The organism is Wolbachia endosymbiont of Cardiocondyla obscurior, from assembly GCF_902713635.1.
GTDB lineage: Bacteria > Pseudomonadota > Alphaproteobacteria > Rickettsiales > Anaplasmataceae > Wolbachia > Wolbachia pipientis.
This window is the reverse complement of the sequence record NZ_CACTIU010000076.1, coordinates 1-4,902: the sequence shown is the minus strand read 5'-3', so window position 1 is coordinate 4,902 and position 4,902 is coordinate 1. Positions and strand designations below refer to the sequence as shown.

5 protein-coding genes are annotated in these 4,902 nt (G+C 33.6%); 2 read left to right on the top strand and 3 right to left on the bottom strand.

Features of this window, described 5'->3' with window-relative positions:
• Window positions 1-166: 166 nt before the first annotated feature.
• Complete coding sequence (locus WOCAOBSORBRA_RS05445; protein WP_174516097.1) at window positions 167-1,339, bottom strand: porin; 1,173 nt, start codon at window positions 1,337-1,339, stop codon at window positions 167-169.
• 62 nt (window positions 1,340-1,401) lie between these two features.
• The gene (locus WOCAOBSORBRA_RS05440; RefSeq protein ID WP_174516096.1) at window positions 1,402-2,217 is read right to left on the bottom strand and encodes a hypothetical protein; all 816 of its coding nucleotides are present in this window, start codon (window positions 2,215-2,217) and stop codon (window positions 1,402-1,404) included.
• Between the two features lie 233 nt (window positions 2,218-2,450).
• Here WOCAOBSORBRA_RS05440 and WOCAOBSORBRA_RS05435 point away from each other — a divergent pair, with 233 nt between their 5' ends.
• The gene (locus tag WOCAOBSORBRA_RS05435; protein WP_155968976.1) at window positions 2,451-3,236 is read left to right on the top strand and encodes an enoyl-ACP reductase FabI; all 786 of its coding nucleotides are present in this window, start codon (window positions 2,451-2,453) and stop codon (window positions 3,234-3,236) included.
• A gap of 16 nt (window positions 3,237-3,252) precedes the next feature.
• Here WOCAOBSORBRA_RS05435 and secD read toward each other — a convergent pair whose 3' ends face one another.
• A complete protein-coding gene (gene secD, locus WOCAOBSORBRA_RS05430; RefSeq protein ID WP_458693999.1) occupies window positions 3,253-4,695 on the bottom strand; it encodes a protein translocase subunit SecD in 1,443 nt (480 codons plus the stop codon).
• Here secD and WOCAOBSORBRA_RS06355 point away from each other — a divergent pair.
• The gene (locus WOCAOBSORBRA_RS06355; RefSeq protein WP_039964338.1) at window positions 4,595-4,876 is read left to right on the top strand and encodes a hypothetical protein; all 282 of its coding nucleotides are present in this window, start codon (window positions 4,595-4,597) and stop codon (window positions 4,874-4,876) included. The genes secD and WOCAOBSORBRA_RS06355 overlap by 101 nt on opposite strands.
• The last annotated feature ends 26 nt before the right edge of the window (window positions 4,877-4,902 follow it).

Below are 4,902 nucleotides of genomic sequence, written 5' to 3'. Positions count from 1 at the left end.
CCATTTCTAATCCTCCAAAATTTTATTTTACCCAAAAAAACTCTTTTCTTTCTCTCCACTTTTTCTGGGTAAGGTCAGTTTACTGGCCTCTCCATGAGTGAGATTGAAAAATTAAGTGTGAACGGTTACCTTGGATGACAGAAAAGAGTGTTGGAAGGAGGCAATATTAAAAACTTAATTTCAGTCCAGCCAAGAACACATAACCAGAGTTGTTATTTTCTATTTTAGGCTCTTTTGTACTAAACTTTACAATATCGAAATAGTATGAAGTACCTAAAAAAAGAGAATTTTCAAGACTTAAAGCATATGATGTTAACTCGTTTGTACCTTCGCCTGCAATATCCCTACCACTACTAAAATATGTTAAGCTCGATTTGTAAGAATCAGAACGGTAAGCGATACCTGCATTCATATAATACGTATTATTTGTTTCAGGATTACGCTTCTCACCAGATTTACCACCATTACCATACGAAAAAATGCAATCAAGATCGAACAATTTTAGCTTCAAACCAAAATTCCAGTGTAGTAATTGATTGCGGCATTCATAATTTTTAGAAGTCCAATCTGAGCAATCAGTTAAATTTTCTCTTGCAAATTCACCAGTTAAGGCAGTAGTAAAACCTATATCATCTGACAAGCTGTTTTTATAGGAAAGGCCAGCAGCAATTAAATTGCTGTACTGTAAGTTATTTTTTCCTGGAACATAACTGAATCCGAGTTGAAAGTTATAGATTTCAGGGGAGATGTAGTTAATTGATGATTGTTTTAACCCTAGTTCGAGTTCATTATAATCGCTATAAATATTGGGCTTGACCCAGAACACCTTGTCTTGATCATATCCAGGGTCACCATCCTTTTTATGATCACCGCGCAAATTTGCATAGTTTGTCCAATGACCATTTACTCCTCCAGCAGCTGCATAAATTTTTGAAGTGTTAATTAACATGCTCTGACTAACTAAACTTCTTTTACCATATTCAATTGATCCAAGTTCCTGGTTTTTTATGATAAAATACCATTCCTCCATGTCTAACTTTTCTATGTCTAACGCTTTTAGGTTTGCAATACCAGAAACCCCTGCCTTAACATTAACCCCCATTTGAGTATTTGGATAAACTTGCTGTAAATAAAGAAAGCGCAAGTATGAATAACTTGAAGTTTTATCCTTAGGCTTAGCATTGAAAGAATCTCTGTTGAAGGCGTAGCCGAATCTCAAATCTATTTTTCCGTCTAGTTCTGCATAAAATATTTCCTTATCCAAAATTGTTTTAGAGCTAGCACTATTCTGCAAAAACAATGATGAAAGCAGTGCTACCAGGTAGTACTTTAACTTCATAAATAAACTTAAATCTTTATAAAAATTTAAGTTTAAACTCAATATAAATAAAAAACAACTTTTCAGAAGGCACCGCTGGTAGATTTTGCTGCCTGTTTTTGAGCTATATTCCCATAAATTATTGATACACTTGGTAATTTTTGCATTAATAACTGCTTATTAATGGCAGAATGTATACGATTAATTATTTTAGATGTACTTTTTACATCGCAGTTAATCAAAACAAAAAGCACTTTATTCTCATCAATATACCCTAGAAAATCATCACTACGGCAATTTTTATAAAAATGTTCTATGATAACTTTCAGTGCATTATTTGTCTCACTACAGCTACTATTTAAGCCAATCACTCCTATAGCTGCATTAATTTGATGTTGAAAGGCAAAATTTAATATAACGTATAACTCTAGAATAGTGGACTCATTGCCCGGTATATCGAATAAGTCATGGTTTTTATATTTTTTACCCATTAGATATTTATCTCTAAAGATTCCTAGTTTATGGGACAAACTGATATCACGTATTAATAGCTCATAATTTATTTTATTACTGGCAAATTGTGCAGTGCAGAAAACTTTTACTTTTGTCCTGATATCTTCTCCTTTAGCATCAGTTAAGGAAAAATCTATCACTTTAGGTAATATATCAAGTAAATCGTGCCCATTTTCGGTATACTCTAAATAATTCTTCATGTCGTCAGCTGCTCTTGCACTTAAAATATTGATTAACGGCTTATTAAGTAAATTCCCTTCCTCGTATTTTAACAAATTCCTTGCGGCTTGATTGAGCCCTAAAATTAACACGTTTTTTTTCTTATTATCCTGACAAACAGATACCACAGCATCATCTTTTCTTCTTGCAGTTATGAAATCATCCATACTTTCATTCTATACAGCGTATTTATAAGTATAATAAGATTATATTAAGATTTACTTACTTATTAATATGCTTGATTGGGTATAGGTAAAATGTCATATGGGATGGCTTTGTTGTAGAAGAATCAAGATTACTGTTTATAGACTTCAAGTTACTGCAAAAAATATTTTAAAACATAGTGATATCTTGACTTTACCTAGTTAATATTCCAAATTATAAAAAAACAGATAGTTCTATGACGACAAGTCTATTACAAGGCAAAAAGGGATTAATAACCGGAATAATAAATAAGAGATCAATAGCATACGGTATAGCAAAAACTCTCTCAGAGCACGGAGCAGAACTTGCAATCACCTACCAGAATGAAATAATAAAAGAAAAACTATCACCAATAGCAGATGAACTAAATGTGGAGCTAATATTACACTGCGACGTTTCAAATGAAAAAATCATAGATAACGCTTTCGAAATAATAGAGAAAAAATGGGGTACTCTTGACTTTTTGGTGCATGCAATAGCATTCTCCGATAAAAATGAGTTAGATGGTAAATATGTCAATACTTCACTGGATAACTTCCTCAATGCAATGCATATATCGTGCTATTCTTTTACTGCTTTAGTGCAAAGGGCTGAAAAAATGATGTCAAATGGTGGTAGTTTACTTACTTTATCTTATTATGGCGCTGAAAAAGTTATGCCAAATTATAACGTTATGGGTTTATGTAAAGCAGCACTTGAAGCAAGTGTAAAATATATAGCATGTGATCTCGGGCCACAAAATATCAGAGTAAATGCAATTTCCGCTGGTCCAATCAGAACTTTAGCATCTTCTGGAATAAGCGATTTTCACTTCATATCAGAATGGAATAGAAATAATTCTCCGCTCAGACGCAATGTTACAATAGAGGATGTTGGCAAGGCAGCGCTATACTTATTAAGCGATTTAAGTAGTGGCACTACTGGAGAAATTTTGCACGTCGATTCAGGATATAACGTTGTGGGAATGAAGGTGGTTGACTGAGATCTAAATCCTTAATTCAAAGCGCTAGTTCCTTCGGGTTCATACACAACTCTATCAGGAGTTTTGTGACTGTGATTGCAGAAAACATCGAACATAAAATTCCTATTGATAAAGTGACAGAAAAGCCTCTAATTGCTCCGCTGCCAATAATGAACATTATTCCTGCAGCAATTAATGTAGTGATATTTGAATCCAGTATTGTCTTTATAGCGTTTTTAAACCCTTCTTCAATAGCACGTTCCACTCTCTTGCCAGATTTTATTTCCTCACGAATTCGCTCAAATATTAAAACATTTGCATCCACCGCCATACCGACAGTGAGTGCAATACCGGCAATTCCAGGTAAAGTTAGAGTTGCTTCAAGCAGAGTGAGAATTGATAATATAAGAACTACATTAGAAAAAAGTGCAACAGAGGCCAATACACCTAATTTGCCGTAAGTGATGATTATAAATAAAGCCACGGCTATAATAGAGATTGTTGCTGCCATTTCCCCTGCCTTTATTGATTCTTCTCCAAGACTTGGGCCAATGTTTTTTTCTTCAATTATTTTAAGTGGTGCTGGCAGTGCTCCAGATTTTAAAAGTATTGCAAGTTCGCTTGCTTGTTTTTCAGTGAAATTACCGCTAATTTCTCCCTCTCCATTTAAAATTGGCTCACGTATTGTAGGTACTGTTAAAACTGTGTTATCCAGAACAATTGCAAAAGGCTTTCCTACATTTTCTTTAGTGATTTTCGCGAATCTTTTACTCGCTATACTGTCAAATTTAAAATGCACTGTCGGTTTACCTAAATTGCCGAATCTAACTGATGCGTTAACCAGCGAATCACCACCTATTTCAGTTTTGCGGAATATTGGATAAGAATTACCTAAAGAATCCTTGAGCATGACAGTGGTTTCATGGTCTATATCCTGCACCTTGGCTATGTTAGTGTTTGCCAAATGAAAAGCTAGCTTAGCAGTTTTGCCAAGCAGAGATTTTATCTGCTTGGTATCTTCTACTCCAGGCACCTGCACTAATATTTTATTCTGCCCTTGTTTTTGAACGCTGACTTCCTTTGTGCCAAGTTTGTCCAAACGGCGCTGGACATTGTTTATTGATTCTGCAGCTACTTCACTGATCAAAGAATTTTTATAATGGGGTTTATACGAAATGAGAATCGAAGAATCTTTTCTATTTAGCTCTAAATTTGGATTTATCGCATTAATCAACACAGATGCTTTTTTATAATCATCAATATTATTTAAAGTTATAACGCTATTTTGTACGTTAGATTCAATATTTTTTGTTAGCAATGTCTCTTTTATTTCGTTAGCTAGCATGCTTAGCTTTTCCTTAAAATAGAAGTCTAAGTCTATGTTTAAAAGCAAAGATGCCCCTCCTTTCAGGTCAAGGCCTAAGTTTATTCTTTTTTTCGAAATAAAAAGCTTATTATCAAAGAAATTTGGCAGTGTTATGTATAAAGCAAATAAACAGATGCATAATACTGAAAAAGATTTGACTATAAGTCTGTTATACATAAGTTGTAGGTTTAAAATTGTAATAATTGATTGTAAGTTAAAAATAGATTTTTGTAAAATTCTCTATTTGACCTTACCCAGAAAAAGTAGAGAGAAAGTTAAGACGTTTTTATCATGAGAATAAATTGTGCAGGAATGCAATAG